Genomic DNA, 16,304 nt, shown 5'->3' with positions numbered 1-16,304 from the left:
ATGCGGCTAGGCTGGACGTCTCACCCATTGGACGTGTCGACAGGAGGGGTGGTTGTGACCACCGAGGTGCGCCGTCTGCGCAACTACATCAACGGAGAGTTCCGGGACGCCGCCGACGGGCGGACCATCGATGTGGTCAACCCGGTGACGGAGGAGGTCTACGCGACCTCCCCGCTGTCCGGCGAGGCCGACGTCGATGCCGCCATGGAGGCCGCTGCCGCCGCTTTCCCCGCCTGGCGCGACGTCACGCCCGCCGAGCGCCAGCGCGCCCTGCTGAAGATCGCGGACGCCTTCGAGGCGCGTGCCGAGGACCTTATCGCGGCCGAGTCCGAGAACACCGGCAAGCCGGTCGGGCTGACCCGTACCGAAGAGATCCCGCCGATGGTGGACCAGATCCGCTTCTTCGCGGGTGCCGCCCGGCTGCTGGAGGGCCGCTCGGCCGGCGAGTACATGGAGGGTCTGACCTCCATCGTCCGCCGGGAGCCGGTCGGCGTCTGCGCGCAGGTCGCGCCGTGGAACTACCCGATGATGATGGCCGTGTGGAAGTTCGCCCCGGCGCTCGCCGCGGGCAACACCGTCGTCATCAAGCCGTCCGACACCACCCCGGCGTCCACCGTGCTGATCGCCGAGATCATCGGGCAGATCCTGCCGAAGGGCGTCTTCAACGTCATCTGCGGCGACCGTGACACCGGCCGCGCGATGGTCGAGCACCGGACCCCGGCCATGGCCTCCATCACCGGTTCGGTCCGGGCCGGCATGCAGGTCGCCGAGTCCGCAGCCAAGGACGTCAAGCGGGTCCACCTGGAGCTCGGCGGCAAGGCGCCCGTCGTCGTCTTCGAGGACACCGACATCGCCAAGGCCGTGGAGGACATCTCGGTCGCCGGCTACTTCAACGCCGGCCAGGACTGCACGGCCGCGACCCGGGTGCTCGTCCACGAGTCGATCCACGACGAGTTCGTCACCGCGCTGGCCAAGGCCGCCGCCGACACGAAGACCGGGCACCCGGACGACGAGGACGTGCTCTACGGCCCGCTCAACAACGCCAACCAGCTCGCCCAGGTCAGCGGCTTCATCGAGCGCCTCCCCGCCCACGCCAAGGTCGAGGCCGGCGGCCACCGGGTGGGCGAGAAGGGCTACTTCTACGCCCCGACCGTCGTCTCCGGGCTCAAGCAGGACGACGAGATCATCCAGAACGAGGTCTTCGGCCCGGTCATCACCGTCCAGTCCTTCGCGCACGAGGCCCAGGCCCTGGAGTGGGCGAACGGCGTCGAGTACGCGCTGGCCTCCTCCGTCTGGACCAAGGACCACGCCCGCGCCATGCGGATGTCCAAGAACCTCGACTTCGGCTGCGTGTGGATCAACACCCACATCCCGCTCGTCGCCGAGATGCCGCACGGCGGCTTCAAGAAGTCCGGCTACGGCAAGGACCTCTCCGCCTACGGCTTCGAGGACTACACCCGCATCAAGCACGTCATGACCTCGCTCGACGGCTGACCGTCGCGGTACGCGGTACGCGGTACGGACACGGCCCCGGGCGCTCCTCAGCCCCGGGGCCGTTTCCGCATCCCGTCCCCGCCCCCGGCCGCCCGTCCTCGCCCGGCCGCCCTCGCCCGCCCTCCCCGCCCTCCTCGACAGGGTGTGCGGGGAGGGCGGGCACCGCTGGACGGTTGGTCCATTGCCCGCCGCGCCGGCCGACCGGCATCCTGCGCAGGTGCGAGCGACCCCGAACCACCCCATGTCCCGCCGGTCCCTGCTCCGCGCCTTCGGGGCGGGTGCGGCCGGCGCCGCGCTGGCCGGCTGCGGAGTGCCCGCCGCCTACGTGGAGCCGGGCGACCGCGCCGGACGCGACGACTCCGCGCGCGATCACACCCTGCACTTCGCCAACTGGCCGCTCTACATCGACACCGACGACGAGGACGAGTCGAAGCGGCCCACCCTCGACGCGTTCGGCGAACGGACCGGGATCTCCGTCACGTACACCGAGGAGATCAACGACAACGACGAGTTCTTCGGCAAGATCAGCCCGGCCCTGATGAACCACCAGCAGACCGGCCGCGACCTGGTCGTCATCAGCGACTGGATGGCCGCGCGGTTCGTCCGGCTCGGCTGGGTCCAGGAGATGGACCGGGCCCAGCAGCCCAACGTGACGAAGTATCTCGACCCGCAACTGCGCTCGCCCGCCTTCGACGACGGCCGGATGCACAGCGTGCCCTGGCAGTCGGGCATCACCGGCATCGCGTACAACCGCGAGAAGCTCGGCCGGGAGATCAGGCACACGAGCGACCTGTGGGCGCACGACCTGCGCGGCAGGGTCACGCTGCTGTCCGGGCTCGACGAGTCCTTCGCCCTGCTGATGCAGGGCAACGGCGTCGACATCACCCGCTGGCGGCGCGACGACTTCTACGACGTCTGCGACCAGGTGGAGAAGCTGGTGAACAGCAGGCACATCCGTCGCTTCACCGGCAACGACTACATCAAGGACCTCTCCACCGGGGACGTGCTCGCCTGCCAGGCGTACTCCGGCGACGTCATCCAGCTCCAGGCGGACAACCCCGACATCGAGTTCGTGGTGCCCGAGGAAGGCGCCGAGCTGTGGGCGGAATCGCTGATGATTCCCAACCTCGCCCGCCACAAGCGCAATGCGGAGAAGCTCGTCGACTACTACTACGAACCCGAGGTCGCCGCCGAGCTCGCCACCTGGGTCAACTACGTCTGCCCGGTCCCCGCCGCCCGCGACGTACTGGCCTCCGCCAAGGACGAGGAGAGCGCCGCCCTCGCCGAGGACCCGCTGATCTTCCCCGACGACGAGATGCGCGAACGGCTGGCCATCGCCCGTGACATCACCTCCGAGGAGCGCACCGAGTTCGCCAAGAAGTGGAATGCCGTCGTCGGCTTGTGAAGTCGCCTCCCGGGCACCGTGAAGGGCCGGTGAACGCGGGCGTACGCTGCGGACATGAGCGAGCGACGCGCCCTGCGGAGGCGTATACGCGTGTGGTTGGCCGTCTTCATCGTCTGTCTGGTGCTGAGCGGGCTGACCGCCTTCCCGCTCGTCCACGAACTGCGCTGGGCCGAGGACCTGCTGAGCTCCCCGGCCTCGCCCGTCCCCGAGCACTTCCCGGCCCTGATGGAGTGGATCACCCGCGTCCGGACCGGTCTGGACGAGGCCGACGCCTCCCATCCCTTCGTCCTCTACGGGACCGACTGGCTGGCCTTCGCCCACCTCGTCATCGCGGTCGCCTTCTACGGTCCCTACCGCGATCCGGTCCGCAACATCTGGGTCGTCGAGTTCGGCATGATCGCGTGCGCCGGGATCATTCCCCTCGCACTGATCTGCGGACCGATCCGCGACATCCCCTTCTGGTGGTCGGTCATCGACATGTCGTTCGGCGTCTTCGGCGTGATCCCGCTGCTGATCGTGCACCGCGAGATCAAGCGGCTGGAGGCCATGGAGCGGACACCGGAGCGGGTGCCCGCCCAGGAGACCGCTCCGGCGGTCTGACTCACTTGGCGGACGGGGCGCCGAAGGCGGCCACCACTATGTTCAGCGCCGTGGCATTCATGTCACTGCCTTTCGCGTCCGTGGAGTTGACGCTGTAGACGAGGGTCCGGGAGAGGTCACGGGTGCCGGCGACGGCCGTGTTGTAGCCCCAGCGGCCACCCGTCTTGCCCCAGACCTCGCGTCCGCCCAGCGTCATCACGGAGAGACCCGCGCTGAAGGCGGCGGGCTTGCCCGTGCCGTACTCCCGCACCGAGGCGTCGGGGAGCGTGAACATTTCCTCCAGCAGCGGGCCACGCACCAGCCGCCCGCCGAACAGCGCCCGGGTGAACCGCTCCAGATCGGCGGTGGTCGAGATCAGGTCCCCCGCCGCCCAGGCGTCGCTCGCCCCCCAGACCGTCACGTCGCGGAGCTCGTCATCCGTGCCGAAGACCTGGTAGCCGTGGTTGTGCCGGCCGCGTATCGACGGATCGTCGCCCGGGAAGTAGGTGTCCTTCAGCCGCAGCGGCTCCAGGACGCGGCGCGAGACCTGCGAGGCGTACGAGTCACCGGTGACCCGCTCGATGAGCAGGCCCGCCACGGTGTAGCCGATGTTGGCGTAGTGCTGCTGGGTGCCGGGCGCGAAGTCAGGCCGGTGTGCCGTGGCCGTGCGCACGACGTCCGCCGGGTCGATCAGGTCGAAGCGGTGCGCGTACCAGTCCTCCAGCGTGTCGCCGTTGCCCGGGTCCACGGACGGGATGCCGCTCGTGTGGTTCAGCAGCTGGCGCACCGTGACCTTCCCGTACGCCGCCGGGATCAGGTCCGGCAGGTAGTGCCGGGCCGGACGGTCCAGAGCGATCCTGCCCTCGCCGGCCAGCTGGAGCACCACGGCCGCCGTGAACACCTTGGTCACCGAACCGACCCGGAAGCGCCCGGCCGGGTCCGCCGGCCGCCCTGACGCCAGGTCGTGGACGCCGGCGCTGCCCCGCCAGACACCCCCGGTGCCCGAGACGCGCACCAGTGCGGCCGTGGCGTCGTCCGACGGGAGCCCGCTGATCGCGGCCCGCAGCGCCTCGGCCTCCGGTGCTCCGACGCTCGGCGACCGCTGGGCGGCCCGGCCCGCCGCCGGGGAGGCGGCCGCCGCCATGGCCGGTGCGACGGGGCCCGCGGCGAGGCCGAGGAGCAGGGCGGCTGCGATGGCTGTGCGGGACGTACGGGCGTTCATGTCCGGTGCCTCCTGGGCGTGGATTCCGGTGGAGTCCTCAACTGCTTTCGGAATCCATCCTGTTGATCCGAGCGCCCCGGCGGATCACCCGTGCGGGGGTTTCCCGGAGGGAGACCTCCTCCCCTGTGCGGGGGAGGAGGCCCCGGGCCCTCCCTCGGCGGAGGGAGAGACGACACCGCATTCGTACGCGCAGATCACCGCCTGGATCCGGTCGCGCAGGCCCAGCTTGGACAGCACGTTGCCGACGTGCGTCTTCACCGTGTGCTCGCTCACGACCAGCGCGGCCGCGATCTCCGCGTTCGACAGCCCGCGCGCCAGATGGAGCAACGTCTCGTGTTCCCGCGTGGTCAGCACGTCCAGGCGCGCCGACGGGTCCACCGCCGCGGCCGGCGGCCGGGAGGTGTACGCGGCGACCAGCCGGCGGGCCACCGAAGGCGCCAGCAGCGAGTCCCCGGCCGCCACCACCCGTACCGCGTGCACCAGGTCGTCCCGGCGCACGTCCTTGAGGAGGAAACCGCTCGCACCCGCGTGCAGCGCCTCGTAGACGTACTCGTCCGAGTCGAACGTGGTCAGCATGACCGTCCGGCAGTCACTGCCGGACGTGATGGCGCGGCAGGCCTCGATGCCGTCCGTGCCGGGCATCCGGATGTCGAGCAGCGCCACCTCGGGAGCCAGCCGCCGCACCGCCTCGACCGCCGCGGCGCCGTCGCCGGCCTCGGCCACCACCTCGATGTCCGGCTGCGCGTCCAGGATCATCGCGAAGCCGCTGCGCACCAGCTCCTGGTCATCGGCCACCACCACGCGGATCGTCACTGTCCCACTCCTCCTCGTCGTCCTCGTTCCGGGGCCGGCAGCGGGTGCGGAATCGTCACTCCGACCCGGAAGCCCCGGCCGTCCGGGCCGGGACCGGTGCGGGCCGTGCCGCCGTGCGCGGCGGCGCGCTCCCGGATGCCGGTGAGCCCGAGCCCGGAACCGCCCCCGGGGCCGCGTCCGTCATCGGTGACCGTGAGGGTCAGCGCGTCGGGCCCGTGCTCCAGCCGCACCCGTACCGAGGTCGCGTCCGCATGCCTGACCACGTTCGTCAGGGCCTCCTGCACGATCCGGTAGACCGTGGCCTCGACCGCCAGGCCGGGCGGCCGGGGGGTGCCCGTGACCTCGTACGAGACCGCGGGACCGCCCGCGCGGACCCGTTCCACCAGGCCGGGCAGCCCGTCCAGCGCGGGCTGCGGCTCGCGCGGCGCGTCCGGTGAGCCCGCGTCCTCGCGCAGTACACCGAGCATGTGGCGCAGCTGCACCATCGCGTCGCGGCCCGTCTCCGAGATCGCGTCGAAGGCCGCCTCCGCACGCTCCGGCGCCGTGCGCACCGCCACCGGTCCGGCCTCCGCCTGCACGATCATCAGGCTCACCGCATGGGACAGGATGTCGTGCATCTCCCGGGCGATCCGGGCCCGTTCGCGGGCCGCGGCCTGCTCCGCCTCGATGCGGTGCGTCAGCTCCAGATGACGCGCCCGGTCCTCCACCGCCCGCAGATAGGCCTTGCGCGTCACGGCGAACCGGCCGAAGGCGTAGGCCGCGCCGAACACGAAGAGGGAGAAGAGGAGCTCCCGCAGGGCGTCGCTGTCGAGCCCGACCGAGACCAGCACCGCCAGCGCGGTGAGCATCGCGATCACGGTCCGCTTCGGCGGCGAGGAGAGTTCGGCCACCGTGTAGAACGCCACGAGGCCGGTGTACGGGAGTGGCTGCCCCGGCCCCTCGACGGCGAACCGGTACACAGCGCCGACCGCGAGCACGATGATGAGGACCGTGACCGGCGCCCGGCGTCGGGCGACCAGGGGCAGCACCATCAGGGTGGTCAGTCCGTACGCCGTCCATGTCGCGTCCGGCAGTTCCGGGGCGCGCGGGACGACGAACGGCATGGTCACCGCCGCCTGGACCAGCAGCGCGATGAGCAGGTCGACGGTGCGGGGGCCGGCCCGCCGCGCGCGGGCCGTGATGTCTCGTAGGCGCATCGGGGCGGCGCCGTCAGGGCTTTCGCGCCAAGACGGCCGGGTCGTGGCCGGTGGACGCGCCGGGGGCGTCGGGTGCGGCATGTGGGGCCGCCCCCACCCGCTCGCCCGCCGCCCGGCCCACCGGGACGTGGCCCTTGCCGCCGGGCCGGTGGTGGTGGACGCGGGCGTCGCGGGACACGCCGGAAGTGACCCGGACCAAAGGGGCGTTGCTGCGGGGGGCGGTCACGTCTGGCTCCTTGGTGGCGGCCCGGGATCGGGGCGAGGCGCTCCCGTCCATGATGCCGGACCGGTCAAGCCCCTTCAGTGTCCCCGGAGTTGCGGATGACCTTGTGCAGGACGTCGATCCGGTTGGTGGTGATGGAGTCCACGCCCTGCCGGATCAGCCGGCGCATCGTGCGGCCGGTGTCCGCCGTCCACGCCGACACCAGCAGCCCGTCCCGGTGGTTGCGGTCCGTCAGCTCCCGGCTCACCAGGCCGAACCGGTAGTTCAGCCAGCGCGGCCGCACCGCCTCCAGCAGCGGCGCCCGGGGCGGCGCGAGCGTCGTCCAGGTCATCGCGATCTCGGCGGACGGGTCGGCCGCCCGCACCCTCAGCATCGCCTCGGGCCCCGCGCAGTAGTAGACACGCTCACCGGCCCCGCACTCGCGGACCACACCCACGGTCGTCCGTACGGACGCGTCGGTGGAGCCCGGCAGATCGAGCATGACGCGGTGCGCCCCGGCGGCGAGCAGCGCCTCGCGCAGGGTCGGCACCGCGCCCCCGGTCAGCCCGGTCAGCTCCTGATGGGTGAGCCGGTCCAGCCGCAGGTCATGACCCCACAGCCGCTCCAAAGTGGCGTCGTGCAGCAGGACCGGAACTCCGTCTCGGGTGACCCGGACATCGACCTCGACCGCGTCCGCCCCCCGTTCGAGGGCGGAGCGGATCGAGGGCAGGGTGTTCTCACGGACACGGTACGGATCGCCGCGGTGGGCGACGGCGGTGACAGGGGTGGCGGCGGTGGTCATGGGGCCATTGTCACCACCGAGGGGTCACCGGCCGATGCGCTCCAGCCAGTTCGCCGTGTACGTGTCGATCTCCGCGGACAGCGTGCGCTTGCCGGCCGCGTCGAGGAAGGACGCCTCGACGGCGTTCTTCGCGAGCGCGGCGAGACCTCGCTCGTCGAGGTCCAGGAGGCGGGCGGCCACCCCGTACTCGTTGTTGAGGTCGGTGCCGAACATGGGCGGGTCGTCGCTGTTGATGGTGACCAGGACACCGGCCTCCACCATCTCCCTGACCGGGTGCTGCTCGATGTCGGCGACCGCCCGGGTCGCGATGTTGGAGGTGGGGCACACCTCCAGCGCGATGCGGTGCTCGGCGAGATGGGCCAGCAGCTTCGGGTCGCGCACCGAACTGGTGCCGTGGCCGATGCGCTCGGCGCGCAGCGAGGTCAGCGCGTCCCAGACGGTCTGCGGTCCCGTGGTCTCCCCGGCGTGCGGCACGGAGTGCAGGCCCTCGGCGATCGCCCGGTCGAAGTAGGGCTTGAACTGCGGCCGGCCCACGCCGATCTCGGGGCCGCCGAGGCCGAAGGAGACGAGCCCCTCCGGCCGCAGGTCCACGGCGAGCCGGGTGGTCTCCTCGGCGGCCATGAGACCGGCCTCGCCGGGAATGTCGAAGCACCAGCGCAGGACGACCCCGAGTTCGGACTCGGCGGCCTTGCGGGCGTCCTCTATGGCTTCCATGAAGGCCTGCTCGGGGATGCCGCGGCGGGTGGAGGAGAACGGGGTGACGGTCAGTTCCGCGTAACGGATGTTCTGGCGCGCCATGTCGCGGGCGACCTCGAACGTCAGCAGACGGACGTCCTCCGGGTTACGGATCAGGTCGACGACCGAGAGGTACACGTCGATGAAGTGGCCGAAGTCGGTGAAGGAGAAGTAGTCGGCCAGCGCCTCGGGGTCGGTGGGGACCTTGGAGTCGGGGTGGTGAGCGGCCAGTTCGGCGACGATGCGGGGCGAGGCCGAACCGACATGGTGGACATGGAGCTCGGCCTTGGGCAGCCCCGCGATGAAGGGGTGCAGGTCGGTCATCGGTTCCTCCGGGGACGGGAGTGGCGCGGGGCCCGGTACGTCGGGGACCGGGCAGGGGACGGGAGTCATCGTAAGACGGGGGCGGCCCGTAGCATGACGGGCATCACGATGGGGGAGGCCCATGCCAGACAGCTCAGAACGCCCCGCGGACGGGTCCGCGCCGCGCGATCCGTGGGCTCCACCGGACAACAAGGTGCCGTTGGACAAGAACCCCGTGGATCCCCGCCCGCAGCCGGACGGCGCGCCCGTGGATCCCCGCCCGTCGGCGGTGCACGACCAGCAGACGGTCATATCGGCGCCGAGTGCGGGGACGGGCCCGGCGCCCACCGTCGGTTACGGTCCCCCCGACCAGGGGCAGCCGGCCGTCGCCGATCCCTGGCAGGGCCCCGGGCCGGTGCCGCCACCGCCGCTCGGACCGAACGGCCCCGGGCCGGCGGCCCCGCAGCCCGTGGGTCAGTACGGCTACCCGGCCCCGCCGCAGTCGCAGTACGGCTACCCGGCCCCGCAGGCCCCGCAGTACGGCGGCTACCCGGGCTACGGCGGTCAGCCCGTATGGGGAGCGACCGGGCCGTCGAACGGCATGGGCACGGCGGCGATGGTGCTGGGGATCCTGGCCATCTGCCTCTTCTGCGTCTACGGCATCCCCAGTGTCGTCCTGGGGACGCTCGCGCTGATCTTCGGCATCATCGGCCGCAAGCGGGCCGGACGCGGTGAGGCGGACAACGGCGGGCAGGCGCTGGCCGGGGTCATCCTGGGGTCGATAGGGATAGCCATCGGCGTCATCATCATCGGAGGCCTCATCTGGCTCTTCGTCTCGCACGCGGACGAGTTCGACGACGGCACGTATGACGACACCTACGGAACGTCCCTGGTCGTCGACGACGCGCGATGACGACTCCGGTACCGGGCGCCGCCCGATAGCGGCCGGACGGTCAGCGGCCCGTGGGGCCGTGGGGCACACCCCGCGGCCCCACGGGCCGTTTCCTATGCCGTCCCCTCGTCCCGCAGCGCGGCCCGGGCCTCCATCAGCGCGAACCCCAGCAGATTCAGGCCCCGCCACGTCGCCGGATCCTCCGCACGCGGATCGTCCGCCGCGAGCCCGATGCCCCAGATCCGGTCCATCGGGCTCGCCTCCACCAGCACCCGGTCCCCCGTGCCCAGCAGGAAGCCGCCCAGCTCCGGGTTCTGGCCGAACTTGTGGACGCTGCCGGCCACCACCAGGTCGTACCGCTCGCGCTCCCAGAGGGCGGCGTCGAAACCGCGGACCAGCCGGCCCACCTTCTTCGCCTCGGCGGGGCTCTTGGCCGTCACCGCCCGCTCCGCGGCCTCCGCGTCACCGAACAGCCTCGCCTTGCCGCTCATCATCCAGTGCTCGGCCGACGCGTACGTCACCCCGTCGACCGTGAACGGCGACGGCCACCACTGACTGAGGCAGCTCGCACCGATCCGGCCGTCCGGGCGCGGGCGGTGTCCCCAGAACAGCAGGTACTTCACCCTGTCGCCCCCGCCGGCCCGCGACACGAGCGCACCGACATCCCGGACATCCCCGATGTGTTCCATGACAGGTGAGTGTGGCATCCGCCACTGACACTCCGTACGGGTAATTCCCGGACGACGCGACACATGGTCGACAGATTCCGTCGCGTAACCAAAAGGCAACAACGGAATCACTTGTTGGGCTCAGTCCCCTCTGTCAGGATCGGCACTCAAATCGAGCAGAAGCTACGCCGCCCCCGGTCTGCGGGGCAGCGGCGGAGGAGAGCGTGATGGGCAACAGCTTCCAGGTACAGGACCGTTTCGCGGACGGCGCGCAGTACATCGGCGGAAGACTGCGGTCCGGCACATCAGGGCGCAGGCACGCGGTCGTGAATCCGGCCACCGGCGACACCGTCCACACCTACGAGCTGGCCGGGACCGCCGACGTGGACGCGGCGGTCGCCGCGGCGCGCGAGGCGTTCCCCGGCTGGTCCGGAGCCACTCCGGCCGAGCGGTCCGAGGCCATGCACCGCTTCGCCGCCGTCCTCGCCGAGCAGGCGGACGACTTCGCGTACGCGGAGTCCCTCCAGTGCGGCAAGCCGCTCAAGCTCTCCACCGAGTTCGACGTCCCCGGCACGGTCGACAACACCTCCTTCTTCGCCGGCGCCGCCCGCCATCTGGAGGGGAAGTCCGCCGGTGAGTACGACGGCGACCACACCTCGTACGTACGACGTGAGGCGATCGGTGTCATCGGTTCCATCGCCCCCTGGAACTACCCGCTCCAGATGGCCGCCTGGAAGGTCCTCCCGGCCATCGCCGCCGGCAACACCATCGTGCTCAAGCCCGCCGAGATCACCCCCCTGACCTCGCTGATGTTCGCGCAGGCGGCCACCGAGGCAGGCATCCCGGACGGCGTGATCAACGTCGTCACCGGCGCGGGCAAGGACGCGGGCGAACACCTCGTCGGCCACCCGGACGTCGTGATGACCTCGTTCACCGGCTCCACGGCCGTCGGCAAGCGCGTGGCGGAGATCGCCACCTCCACCGTCAAGCGCCTCCACCTCGAACTCGGCGGCAAGGCCCCCTTCGTGGTCTTCGACGACGCCGACCTGGAGGCCGCGGTCAACGGAGCCGTCGCGGGATCCCTCATCAACACCGGCCAGGACTGCACGGCCGCCACCCGCGCCTACGTCCAGCGCCCGCTCCACGACGCCTTCGTCCAGGGCGTCGCCGCGCTGATGGAGACCGTCCGGCTCGGCGACCCGTTCGACCCCCGGACCGACCTCGGCCCGCTGATCAGCCACGCCCAGCGCGACCGGGTCGCCGGCTTCGTCGACCGCGCCCGCGCCTACGCCACCGTCGTCACCGGCGGCGAGGCGCCCGGCGGCGAACTGGCGGACGGGGCCTACTACCGGCCGACCCTGATCACCGGGGCCGCGCAGGACAGCGAGATCGTCCAGTCCGAGATCTTCGGCCCGGTCCTGGTCGTGCTGCCCTTCGACACCGACGACGAGGGCATCGCGCTGGCCAACGACACCCCCTACGGACTCGCCGCCTCCGCCTGGAGCCGCGACCTGTACCGCGCGGGACGCGCCACCCGCGAGATCAAGGCGGGCTGCGTGTGGATCAACGACCACATCCCGATCATCAGCGAGATGCCGCACGGCGGATACAAGGCCAGCGGCTTCGGCAAGGACATGTCGTCGTACTCCTTCGAGGAGTACACGCAGGTCAAGCACGTCATGTACGACAACACCGCGGTCGCCCGGAAGGACTGGCACCGCACGGTCTTCGGGGACCGATGACCCGGCCGGTCCGGCCGCACACCCACCCGGAAGGGCAACGCGTATGGAGAGTTACGAGCCCGAGCGCCTCTCGGCGGCCCAGCTGGCCGCGATGCGACGGAGTCTGACCAACGGCAGGGGGGCCCTCACCCGCCGGTCGATGCTGCGCGCCTCTGGCCTGGGCGCGCTGGCGCTCGGCGGTCTGGGGACGCTGAGCGCGTGCGGCATCCCGCCCGCCAAACGGGAGGGCGGCGCGGCGGCCTCGGACGACCATTCGGCCAAGGAGAAGCGGATCAACTTCTCCAACTGGACCGAGTACATGGACGTCAGTGAGGACGAGAAGCACCGCCCCACCCTGGACGCGTTCACGAAACGCACCGGGATCACGGTGAAGTACACCGAGGACATCAACGACAACGTCGAGTTCTTCGGGAAGATCCAGCCGCAGCTGGCGGCCGGCCAGGACACCGGCCGCGACCTGATCATCGTCACCGACTGGCTGGCCGCCCGCATCATCCGGCTCGGCTGGGCCCAGAAGCTGAACCCGGCGAACCTGCCGCACGCCTTCGCCAACCTCTCGCCCCAGTTCCGCACCCCCGACTGGGACCCCGGCCGCGCCCACTCCTACCCCTGGACGGGCATCCCGACCGTCATCGCGTACAACTCCAAGGCGACCGGCGGCCGCAAGGTCGACTCCGTGACGCAGCTGCTCGACGACCCCACGCTCAAGGGCCGGGTCGGCTTCCTCTCCGAGATGCGCGACTCCGTCGGGATGACCCTGCTCGACATGGGCAAGGACCCGGGGAAGTTCACGGACGCCGACTACGACGCCGCGATAGGCCGGATCCAGAAGGGCGTCGACAAGAACCAGATACGCCGCTTCACCGGCAACGACTACACGGCCGACCTCGACAAGGGCGACATCGCCGCCTGTGTCGCCTGGGCCGGCGACATCATCCAGCTCCAGGCCGGCAACCCGGACATCAAGTTCGCCATCCCGGCCGCCGGATACATCACCTCCAGCGACAACATGCTGATCCCGGCGGGGGCACGGCACAAGACCAACGCCGAGAAGCTCATGGACTACTACTACGAGCCCCCGGTCGCCGCCCAGCTCGCCGCGTACATCAACTACGTCTGCCCGGTCGACGGGGTCCGCGAGGAACTCGCCCGCATCGACGAGGCGATGGCCGCCAACACGCTGATCCTCCCGGACAAGGCGATGGCCGCGAAGTCGCACGCCTTCCGCTCCCTCACCTCCGAGGAAGAGACGGCGTACGAGGAGAAGTTCGCCAAGCTCATCGGCGCCTGACGTCCCGCCCCTCCTCCCGCGATCACCCCTGATCTCCCCTGATCTCCCTCTGACACCACTGGGACTGCGATCCATGACACAGCAGCAGACAGGCGGCGACGTCCGCCTCACCGGGATCAGCAAGACGTACGGCTCCTTCGCCGCCGTCCGGCCGCTCGATCTGACCGTCCCGCAGGGCTCCTTCTTCGCGCTGCTCGGCGCGTCCGGCTGCGGCAAGACCACCACCCTGCGGATGATCGCGGGCCTGGAGGAGGCGACCACCGGCACCGTCACCCTCGGCGGCCGCGACATCACCGGCCTGCCCCCGTACAAGCGGCCCGTCAACACGGTCTTCCAGAGCTATGCGCTCTTCCCCCACCTGGACATCGCCGAGAACGTCGCCTTCGGCCTGCGCCGGCGCGGCATCAAATCGGTGAAGAAGCAGGTCGAGGACATGCTGGAGCTCGTCCAGCTCGGCGACTTCGCCAAGCGCAAGCCCCACCAGCTCTCCGGCGGCCAGCAGCAGCGCGTCGCCGTCGCCCGCGCCCTGATCAACCACCCGCAGGTGCTGCTGCTCGACGAACCGCTCGGCGCCCTCGACCTCAAGCTGCGCCGCCAGATGCAGCTCGAACTCAAGCGCATCCAGACCGAGGTCGGCATCACGTTCATCCACGTCACCCACGACCAGGAGGAGGCCATGACCATGGCCGACACCGTGGCGGTGATGAACGCCGGCCGGGTAGAACAGCTCGGCGCCCCCGCCGATCTGTACGAGAACCCGCGGACCACGTTCGTCGCCAACTTCCTGGGCACCTCCAACCTGATCGAGGGCGAGGTCGTCGCCACGGGCACGGACACCGTCGTGGCGGCCGGCGGCGGCAAGCTGCGGCTGCCCTCCGACCGGTGCGCGGGGCCGACCGAGAACGGCGGCAAGCTGCTGCTCGGCATCCGCCCGGAGAAGATCTCGCTCGCGCGCGCCGACGAGGCCGACGCGATACCGGAGGGCCGTAACCGGGTCACCGGAAGGATCGTCGACTCCAGCTTCATCGGCGTCAGTACGCAGTACGTCGTCGAGAGCCCGGCGGGCAAGGCGCTGCACGTGTACGAGCAGAACGTCGAATCCCGCACAGGCCTCACCCCCGGGGCCGAGGTCGTCCTGCACTGGAATCCGGCGCACACCTTCGGCCTGGACGCCGCCCAGGACATCGACGCCGGTGTGGAGACGGTGGAGGACGTGGCGTGAGCCTGACCAAGGAGGCACCACCGGCCCCCGCCACCGAGCCGGAAGTGCGCAAGCCCTCCACCCGCAAGCGCCTCGTCCCGTACTGGCTGCTGCTCCCCGGCATCCTGTGGCTCGTCGTCTTCTTCGCCCTGCCGCTGGTCTACCAGGCCTCCACCTCGGTACAGACGGGCTCCCTGGAGAAGGGGTTCGAGGTCACCTGGCACTTCCGGACGTACTGGGACGCGCTGGCCGACTACTACCCGCAGTTCATCCGGTCCCTGCTGTACGCGGGCACCGCGACGATCCTGTGCCTGCTGCTCGGCTACCCGCTCGCCTACCTCATCGCGTTCAAGGCCGGCCGCTGGCGCAACCTGGTGCTGGTGCTGGTCATCGCCCCGTTCTTCACCAGCTTCCTCATCCGTACGCTCGCCTGGAAGACGATCCTCGCGGACGGCGGCGCGGTCGTCGACGTACTGAACACGCTGCACGTCCTGGACGTCACCAGCTGGCTCGGCTGGACCGAGAACAACCGGGTGCTGGCCACCCCGATGGCGGTGGTGTGCGGTCTCACGTACAACTTCCTGCCGTTCATGATCCTGCCGCTGTACACCTCGCTGGAGCGCATCGACGGCCGGCTGCACGAGGCCGCGGGGGACCTGTACGCCACCCCCGCCACCACCTTCCGCAAGGTGACGTTCCCGCTCTCCATGCCCGGCGTGGTCTCCGGAACCCTGCTGACCTTCATCCCGGCCAGCGGTGACTACGTCAACGCGGAACTGCTGGGCTCCACCGACACGAAGATGGTCGGCAGCGTCATCCAGACCCAGTTCCTGCGCGTCCTCGACTATCCGACGGCGGCCGCGCTCTCGTTCATCCTCATGGCGGTCGTCCTGATCGTGGTCACCGTCTACATCCGCCGCTCCGGGACGGAGGACCTGGTCTGATGCCCGTACTGCGCTGGCTGCGACGCCATCTGATCGTCATCGCGGGTCTGCTGACCCTCGCCTACATGATCCTTCCGAACATCGTCGTGATGGTGTTCTCCTTCAACAAGCCCAACGGGCGGTTCAACTACTCCTGGCAGCGCTTCTCGGTGGACGCCTGGAAGGACCCCTGCGGGGTCGCCGACCTGTGCGGCTCGCTCTCGCTCTCGCTCCAGATCGCCGTCTGGGCCACGGTCGGCGCGACCGTGCTCGGCACGATGATCGCGTTCGCCCTGGTCCGCTACCGCTTCCGGGCACGCGGCGCGATCAACTCGCTGATCTTCCTGCCGATGGCGATGCCCGAGGTCGTCATGGCCGCCTCGCTGCTCACGCTGTTCCTCAACATGGGGGCGCGACTGGGCTTCTGGACGATCCTCATCGCGCACATCATGTTCTGCCTCAGCTTCGTCGTGACGGCGGTCAAGGCGCGCGTCATGTCGATGGATCCGAGACTGGAGGAGGCGGCCCGCGATCTGTACGCCGGGCCGGTGCAGACCTTCCTGCGGGTGACCCTGCCGATCGCCGCGCCCGGAATCGCCGCGGGCGCGCTGCTCGCCTTCGCGCTCTCCTTCGACGATTTCATCATCACCAATTTCAACGCGGGCTCCACGGTGACCTTCCCCATGTTCGTCTGGGGTTCGGCGCAGCGCGGCACGCCCGTACAGATCAACGTCATCGGGACGGCGATGTTCGTCATCGCGGTCCTGGTGGTTCTCGCCGGTCAGCTGATCACCAACCGGCGGAAGAACGCACGACCCTGAAATTCCGAAGGAGTT

At 70.5% G+C, this 16,304-nt stretch carries 16 protein-coding genes; 9 read left to right on the top strand and 7 right to left on the bottom strand.

What is annotated here, in order from left to right; translation table 11 throughout:
* The first annotated feature begins 54 nt into the window (after positions 1-54).
* From ABZ454_RS29965 to ABZ454_RS29955, 3 genes are all read left to right on the top strand, one after another.
* Positions 55-1,494 (top strand): gamma-aminobutyraldehyde dehydrogenase, encoded by a 1,440-nt coding sequence (locus ABZ454_RS29965; protein WP_356319614.1) that lies wholly within the window; start codon positions 55-57, stop codon positions 1,492-1,494.
* Between the two features lie 241 nt (positions 1,495-1,735).
* Entirely contained in the window at positions 1,736-2,899 is a 1,164-nt protein-coding gene (locus ABZ454_RS29960; RefSeq protein ID WP_359542642.1) for a spermidine/putrescine ABC transporter substrate-binding protein, read from the top strand.
* Between the two features lie 54 nt (positions 2,900-2,953).
* Positions 2,954-3,499: a hypothetical protein gene (locus ABZ454_RS29955; protein ID WP_359542597.1), complete on the top strand. Its 546-nt coding sequence runs from the start codon at positions 2,954-2,956 to the stop codon at positions 3,497-3,499.
* A 1-nt stretch (position 3,500) separates the two neighbouring features.
* On the opposite strand, the gene ABZ454_RS29950 is transcribed toward ABZ454_RS29955, so the two are convergent.
* The 6 genes from ABZ454_RS29950 to ABZ454_RS29925 all read right to left on the bottom strand — a co-directional run bounded on the left by ABZ454_RS29950 (position 3,501) and on the right by ABZ454_RS29925 (position 8,772).
* The gene (locus ABZ454_RS29950) at positions 3,501-4,700 is read right to left on the bottom strand and encodes a serine hydrolase domain-containing protein (RefSeq protein WP_359542595.1); all 1,200 of its coding nucleotides are present in this window, start codon (positions 4,698-4,700) and stop codon (positions 3,501-3,503) included.
* Positions 4,701-4,784: 84 nt separating this feature from the next.
* Positions 4,785-5,513, bottom strand: coding sequence for a response regulator transcription factor (locus ABZ454_RS29945; protein WP_356319611.1), 729 nt, complete (start codon positions 5,511-5,513; stop codon positions 4,785-4,787).
* Positions 5,510-6,709: a histidine kinase gene (locus ABZ454_RS29940; protein WP_359542591.1), complete on the bottom strand. Its 1,200-nt coding sequence runs from the start codon at positions 6,707-6,709 to the stop codon at positions 5,510-5,512. The genes ABZ454_RS29945 and ABZ454_RS29940 overlap by 4 nt, the downstream gene beginning before the upstream one ends.
* A gap of 13 nt (positions 6,710-6,722) precedes the next feature.
* Positions 6,723-6,935 carry a hypothetical protein gene (locus tag ABZ454_RS29935; protein ID WP_359542588.1) on the bottom strand — a complete coding sequence of 71 codons (213 nt, stop codon included), beginning with the start codon at positions 6,933-6,935 and terminating at the stop codon, positions 6,723-6,725.
* 64 nt (positions 6,936-6,999) lie between these two features.
* Positions 7,000-7,713 carry a glycerophosphodiester phosphodiesterase gene (locus ABZ454_RS29930; RefSeq protein WP_359542586.1) on the bottom strand — a complete coding sequence of 238 codons (714 nt, stop codon included), beginning with the start codon at positions 7,711-7,713 and terminating at the stop codon, positions 7,000-7,002.
* Between the two features lie 24 nt (positions 7,714-7,737).
* A complete protein-coding gene (locus ABZ454_RS29925; RefSeq protein WP_359542584.1) occupies positions 7,738-8,772 on the bottom strand; it encodes an adenosine deaminase in 1,035 nt (344 codons plus the stop codon).
* 121 nt (positions 8,773-8,893) lie between these two features.
* On the opposite strand from ABZ454_RS29925, the gene ABZ454_RS29920 reads away from it, so the two are divergent.
* A complete protein-coding gene (locus tag ABZ454_RS29920; RefSeq protein WP_359542583.1) occupies positions 8,894-9,664 on the top strand; it encodes a hypothetical protein in 771 nt (256 codons plus the stop codon).
* A 92-nt stretch (positions 9,665-9,756) separates the two neighbouring features.
* On the opposite strand, the gene ABZ454_RS29915 is transcribed toward ABZ454_RS29920, so the two are convergent.
* A complete protein-coding gene (locus ABZ454_RS29915; protein WP_359542581.1) occupies positions 9,757-10,332 on the bottom strand; it encodes an NADAR family protein in 576 nt (191 codons plus the stop codon).
* A 206-nt stretch (positions 10,333-10,538) separates the two neighbouring features.
* Here ABZ454_RS29915 and ABZ454_RS29910 point away from each other — a divergent pair, with 206 nt between their 5' ends.
* The 5 genes from ABZ454_RS29910 to ABZ454_RS29890 all read left to right on the top strand — a co-directional run bounded on the left by ABZ454_RS29910 (position 10,539) and on the right by ABZ454_RS29890 (position 16,289).
* Positions 10,539-12,053 carry a gamma-aminobutyraldehyde dehydrogenase gene (locus ABZ454_RS29910; RefSeq protein WP_359542579.1) on the top strand — a complete coding sequence of 505 codons (1,515 nt, stop codon included), beginning with the start codon at positions 10,539-10,541 and terminating at the stop codon, positions 12,051-12,053.
* 43 nt (positions 12,054-12,096) lie between these two features.
* Complete coding sequence (locus ABZ454_RS29905) at positions 12,097-13,344, top strand: spermidine/putrescine ABC transporter substrate-binding protein (RefSeq protein WP_356319603.1); 1,248 nt, start codon at positions 12,097-12,099, stop codon at positions 13,342-13,344.
* A 73-nt stretch (positions 13,345-13,417) separates the two neighbouring features.
* On the top strand, positions 13,418-14,566 hold the full coding sequence (locus ABZ454_RS29900; RefSeq protein ID WP_359542577.1) for an ABC transporter ATP-binding protein: 1,149 nt from the start codon (positions 13,418-13,420) through the stop codon (positions 14,564-14,566).
* On the top strand, positions 14,563-15,489 hold the full coding sequence (locus tag ABZ454_RS29895) for an ABC transporter permease (RefSeq protein ID WP_356319601.1): 927 nt from the start codon (positions 14,563-14,565) through the stop codon (positions 15,487-15,489). The genes ABZ454_RS29900 and ABZ454_RS29895 overlap by 4 nt, the downstream gene beginning before the upstream one ends.
* A complete protein-coding gene (locus ABZ454_RS29890) occupies positions 15,489-16,289 on the top strand; it encodes an ABC transporter permease (RefSeq protein WP_356319600.1) in 801 nt (266 codons plus the stop codon). The genes ABZ454_RS29895 and ABZ454_RS29890 overlap by 1 nt, the downstream gene beginning before the upstream one ends.
* The last annotated feature ends 15 nt before the right edge of the window (positions 16,290-16,304 follow it).

Origin of the sequence: Streptomyces sp. NPDC005803 (assembly GCF_040630435.1) — a bacterium.
Classification (GTDB): domain Bacteria; phylum Actinomycetota; class Actinomycetes; order Streptomycetales; family Streptomycetaceae; genus Streptomyces.
The sequence above is the reverse complement of the archived record's forward strand: the minus strand, read 5'-3'. Positions and strand labels throughout refer to the sequence as shown.

Excerpts from the sequence above, each read along its gene's own strand:
- ABZ454_RS29960 (WP_359542642.1), top strand. The coding sequence starts at position 1,736 with ATGTCCCGCCGGTCCCTGCTCCGCGCCTTCGGGGCGGGTGCGGCCGGC.
- ABZ454_RS29955 (WP_359542597.1), top strand. The coding sequence starts at position 2,954 with ATGAGCGAGCGACGCGCCCTGCGGAGGCGTATACGCGTGTGGTTGGCC.
- ABZ454_RS29950 (WP_359542595.1), bottom strand. The coding sequence starts at position 4,700 with ATGAACGCCCGTACGTCCCGCACAGCCATCGCAGCCGCCCTGCTCCTC.
- ABZ454_RS29940 (WP_359542591.1), bottom strand. The coding sequence starts at position 6,709 with ATGCGCCTACGAGACATCACGGCCCGCGCGCGGCGGGCCGGCCCCCGC.
- ABZ454_RS29930 (WP_359542586.1), bottom strand. The coding sequence starts at position 7,713 with ATGACCACCGCCGCCACCCCTGTCACCGCCGTCGCCCACCGCGGCGAT.
- ABZ454_RS29925 (WP_359542584.1), bottom strand. The coding sequence starts at position 8,772 with ATGACCGACCTGCACCCCTTCATCGCGGGGCTGCCCAAGGCCGAGCTC.
- ABZ454_RS29920 (WP_359542583.1), top strand. The coding sequence starts at position 8,894 with ATGCCAGACAGCTCAGAACGCCCCGCGGACGGGTCCGCGCCGCGCGAT.
- ABZ454_RS29915 (WP_359542581.1), bottom strand. The coding sequence starts at position 10,332 with ATGGAACACATCGGGGATGTCCGGGATGTCGGTGCGCTCGTGTCGCGG.
- ABZ454_RS29910 (WP_359542579.1), top strand. The coding sequence starts at position 10,539 with ATGGGCAACAGCTTCCAGGTACAGGACCGTTTCGCGGACGGCGCGCAG.
- ABZ454_RS29905 (WP_356319603.1), top strand. The coding sequence starts at position 12,097 with ATGGAGAGTTACGAGCCCGAGCGCCTCTCGGCGGCCCAGCTGGCCGCG.
- ABZ454_RS29900 (WP_359542577.1), top strand. The coding sequence starts at position 13,418 with ATGACACAGCAGCAGACAGGCGGCGACGTCCGCCTCACCGGGATCAGC.
- ABZ454_RS29890 (WP_356319600.1), top strand. The coding sequence starts at position 15,489 with ATGCCCGTACTGCGCTGGCTGCGACGCCATCTGATCGTCATCGCGGGT.